Origin of the sequence: [Phormidium] sp. LEGE 05292, assembly GCF_015207735.1 — a bacterium.
GTDB lineage: Bacteria > Cyanobacteriota > Cyanobacteriia > Cyanobacteriales > Aerosakkonemataceae > Floridanema.
The window spans coordinates 1-3,388 of the sequence record NZ_JADEWG010000286.1; the positions used below are offsets into that span (position 1 = coordinate 1).

A 3,388-nucleotide genomic window follows, 5' to 3' on the forward strand; every position below is an offset into this window, starting at 1 on the left:
CCCCATCTCCCCAGCCGCCCAGCCCTAGAAATTTTATCCAGAGGATCTGGCTTATAATCGCAGGTAGTGCAACAATAATCCATAAAATTTTGATGAAGAGTTGCACCATGACGATCTCAGCAGTATTACAAAGTGCGTTTGACCAAGGTTACGCTTTAAAGGTTATCAGTGGGTTAAATAATTTCGATCGCCAGCGAGTAGCAGCAATAGTAAAAGCTGCCGACATGGGGGGAGCCACCTTTGTTGATATCGCTGCCGATGCAGAATTGGTAAGACATTGCCGCCAACTTACTACCTTACCAATTTGTGTTTCAGCTGTAGAACCAGAATTGTTTGTCCCAGCAGTAGAAGCTGGAGCGGATTTGATTGAAATTGGTAATTTCGATAGTTTCTACGCTCAAGGACGACGTTTTGAAGCTCCAGAGGTTTTGGATATTACTTACAAAACGCGATCGCTCCTTCCCAATATTACCCTCTCAGTCACCGTTCCTCACATTTTAAGCTTGTCCGAACAAGTGCAGTTAGCCGAAGCACTAGTCAAAGCAGGCGCAGACATCATCCAAACCGAAGGTGGTACTAGTGCAGCCCCCACCCACCCAGGTACATTGGGCATGATGGAAAAAGCCGCCCCCACCCTAGCCGCAGCCTACGAAATTTCCCGTGCCGTCTCAACACCAGTATTGTGCGCTTCCGGCATCTCCAGCGTTACCGCACCCCTAGCCATTGCCGCTGGAGCTGCTGGCGTTGGTGTTGGCTCTGCCATCAATCAATTAAACAGCGAAGTAGCAATGGTAGCCGCCGTTCGCAGCATTGTCGAAGCACTAGCACTAGAAGGCAGAAGGCAGAAGGCAGAAGGCAGAAGGTAAGAAGAAAAGGACAAGGGGACAAGGGGACAAGGAGAAATTGATTAACTCAAAACTCATAACTTTCCCCTATGCCCCTCTGCCTCAAACAAGAGCATCTTTTAAGGCATAAACTACCTGTTCTTGTTGCTCTTGAGTTAATTCGGGGAACATGGGCAAAGATAAAACTTCCTGGCAAACTTGTTCGGCTACGGGAAAACTGCCTGGTTGATAGCCTAAATTTTGGTAGACGGGCTGCAAGTGCAAGGGAATGGGATAGTAAACCATTGAAGTAATGCCTTGCTGCTGCATTTTTGTGCGTACTTGATCTCGCCAGGAGTTTGGCTCGGAAGTTTTGTCTTGGTTTTCGGGCGCTAAAATGCGAATTGTGTATTGATTCCAAACACTTTTACCACTAGGTAAACTCTGAGGTAAAACAATTCCGGGGAGTGGTGTGAGTAAGTTTTGGTAACGTGCTGCTACTTGAGAACGTTGGATGTTCCAGGTTTCTAAATGTCCTAATTTGACTTGAAGAATGGCAGCTTGTAGGGCATCTAAACGGCTATTTACGCCAATTTCTTCATGGTAATAGCGACTGCGAGAACCATGCTCTTTTAACATTCTCACTGTAGCGGCTATTTGGCGATCGTTGGTAGTGATTGCGCCACCGTCGCCAAAAGCCCCTAAGTTTTTCGTGGGAAAGAAGCTAAAGCAACCGATATGGGATATGCTACCAATTTTGCGTTCCTCCCAAGCCGCACCCGTAGCTTGAGCACAATCTTCAATAACAGCTAGATTATGCTTTTGGGCTACTGCCATCAAACTTGTCATATCCACAGGTTGCCCAAACAAATGCACTGGTAAAATTGCTTTAGTTTTACCAGTGATAGCAGAAGACACTTGGTTAATATCTAGATTAAAAGTTTGGGCATCAATATCCACAAACACTGGTGTTGCGCCTACTGTACTAATTGCTTCTGCGGTGGCTATAAAAGTAAAAGGTGTAGTAATCACTTCATCGCCAGCGCCTATCGAGAGCGCCCGCAATGCTAAGTACAGCGCATCACTGCCAGAATTACAGGAGACAGCGTGAGAAACACCAATATAAGCCGCAAACTTTTGCTCAAAGCTTTCTACTATGTTGCCACCAATATAACGACCAGAAGCTAGCACGTTCAATACGGCTGCGCTTATTTCTTCCTCAATGGTTTTGTATTGCTGGGCTAAGTCAATAGGGGGGATGTTGTTCACTCGATTAACCGATTTCAGATTTTAGATTTTAGATTTTGGATTGATTAATTTCAGGGATTCACCGATTAACCGATTTTAATCTTTTCTTCCTTAAATATCGAAAATCCAAAATGTCAATCGAGAATCGGTTGATCCTACAGATAATATAAGGGTACTATGTTCCTCAGAGTCAAGGTTTTGTTCTTTGTTCTACCCTTGGAATTGTTCCTTGCCCCTTTTTGCAGCCTTGTGCTTAGACTAAAATCTGAAGCTAACTTTATCGGATATTGAGAGTGGATTTAATTCAACTTAATCCCACAGACTTAGTGGTATCCTTGGGGCTAATCGTTGTTGCTATTGGTTTGTCGGCTACGCAAAAATTAGGATTGGAATGGTCGATCGCTAGAGGCACAATTCAAACGATCGTACAATTGTTAGTCGTAGGCTACTTTCTGGCAGCAGCTTTCGAGTTTAATAATCCTTGGGCTGTTTTGCTGGTTGTGGCTATAATGCTGACAATTGCTGCCATAGTTGCCCGCAACCGAGTTAATCAAAGAATACCGCAAATACTACCAATTGTCTGGCTTTCTCTATTAATCAGCACTACTTTAACTCTGGTTTACATCAATCTTTTAGTGCTGCAACCAAAGCCTTGGTATGAACCTCAGTATTTTATCCCTTTAGCCGGAATTTTACTAGGAAATGCCATGAATGGTGCAGCTATTGCTCTAGAACGTTTGACTAGTTCCCTCAACTCTAATCGTTTAGAAATTGAAACTCATCTCAGCTTAGGTGCCACTCCTCAACAATCTGTTGCGTTGTACCGCAAAGAAGCTATTAAAGCTGCAATGATTCCTAATTTAAATACAATGTTGGTTGTTGGTGTGGTAACTTTACCCGGAACTTTTACCGGACAACTTTTAAGTGGAGTATACCCTTTAAACGCGGCTCTTTACCAAATGCTGATTTTGTTCATTCAGTTATTTGCCACTTTGATGACCACTTTTTTAGTCACTCAAGGCATTTCCCGGCAAGTTTTTAATTCAGCGGAACAGCTAATTTGAAGGCAGAAGGGAAGAAAGGCAGAAGGCAGAGGGCAGAAGGTAGAAGGGAAGGAAGGCAGAAGGCAGAAGGGAAGAAAGGCAGAAGGCAGAAGGCAGAAGGGAGAAGGTAGAAGGCAGAAGGGAAGAAAGGCAGAAGGCAGAAGGCAGAAGGCAGAAGGCAGAAGGGAAGAAAGATTAAAAGTTTATTTTCTTCTTGTCCCCTTGTCCCCTTGTCTCCTTGTCTCCTTGTCCCCTTGTCCCCTTGTCCCCTTG

General features: G+C 44.3%; 3 protein-coding genes. 2 read left to right on the top strand and 1 reads right to left on the bottom strand.

Annotated elements, in window-relative coordinates; all coding sequences use genetic code 11:
• Nucleotides 1-107 precede the first annotated feature (107 nt).
• Nucleotides 108-866, top strand: a complete 759-nt coding sequence (locus tag IQ264_RS31900; protein ID WP_193986674.1) for a DUF561 domain-containing protein — start codon at nucleotides 108-110, stop codon at nucleotides 864-866.
• Between the two features lie 81 nt (nucleotides 867-947).
• Here the strand turns inward: IQ264_RS31900 and IQ264_RS31905 are convergent, their stop codons facing one another.
• A complete protein-coding gene (locus tag IQ264_RS31905) occupies nucleotides 948-2,093 on the bottom strand; it encodes a DegT/DnrJ/EryC1/StrS family aminotransferase (RefSeq protein WP_193986676.1) in 1,146 nt (381 codons plus the stop codon).
• A 272-nt stretch (nucleotides 2,094-2,365) separates the two neighbouring features.
• Between IQ264_RS31905 and IQ264_RS31910 the strand changes: the two genes are divergently transcribed.
• Nucleotides 2,366-3,136 (top strand): ABC transporter permease, encoded by a 771-nt coding sequence (locus IQ264_RS31910; protein WP_193986678.1) that lies wholly within the window; start codon nucleotides 2,366-2,368, stop codon nucleotides 3,134-3,136.
• The last annotated feature ends 252 nt before the right edge of the window (nucleotides 3,137-3,388 follow it).